This is a genomic window from Chryseobacterium sp. SIMBA_038, from assembly GCF_046535115.1.
In the GTDB taxonomy this organism is placed as follows: domain Bacteria; phylum Bacteroidota; class Bacteroidia; order Flavobacteriales; family Weeksellaceae; genus Chryseobacterium.
The window spans coordinates 1-233 of sequence record NZ_JAWRXH010000461.1 but is presented as its reverse complement, the minus strand read 5'-3'; the positions used below and the strand labels follow the sequence as shown (position 1 = coordinate 233).

The following is a 233-nucleotide window of genomic DNA, read 5'->3' as shown; positions in this document are numbered from 1 at the left end:
ATGGAAAACTCAGACGCGCTCGGTATGGACGACTCGCCGGAGGTCATCGCGATAGACGCGGCCGTCAGCAGCTTGCGCACATACTTCAGCAAGCGGCCGGAGATGCACTGCTATCTTGTCGTCGATCCGAGTCAGCGAGATTTCACGAATGACGACGAGGAAGCCCAGCGGTTCCGCCAATTGAAGCGTGCGATCGTGGAGGTGATGCACGATGCGTTTCCTGACAATCACCG

Annotated in this window: 1 protein-coding gene; it reads left to right on the top strand. The window is 57.9% G+C overall.

Annotated elements, in window-relative coordinates; all coding sequences use genetic code 11:
* Positions 1 to 24: 24 nt before the first annotated feature.
* Positions 25 to 233, top strand: a 209-nt coding sequence (locus tag SB689_RS24275; protein ID WP_410694568.1) for a hypothetical protein, incomplete at its 3' end; no start/stop codon positions are given.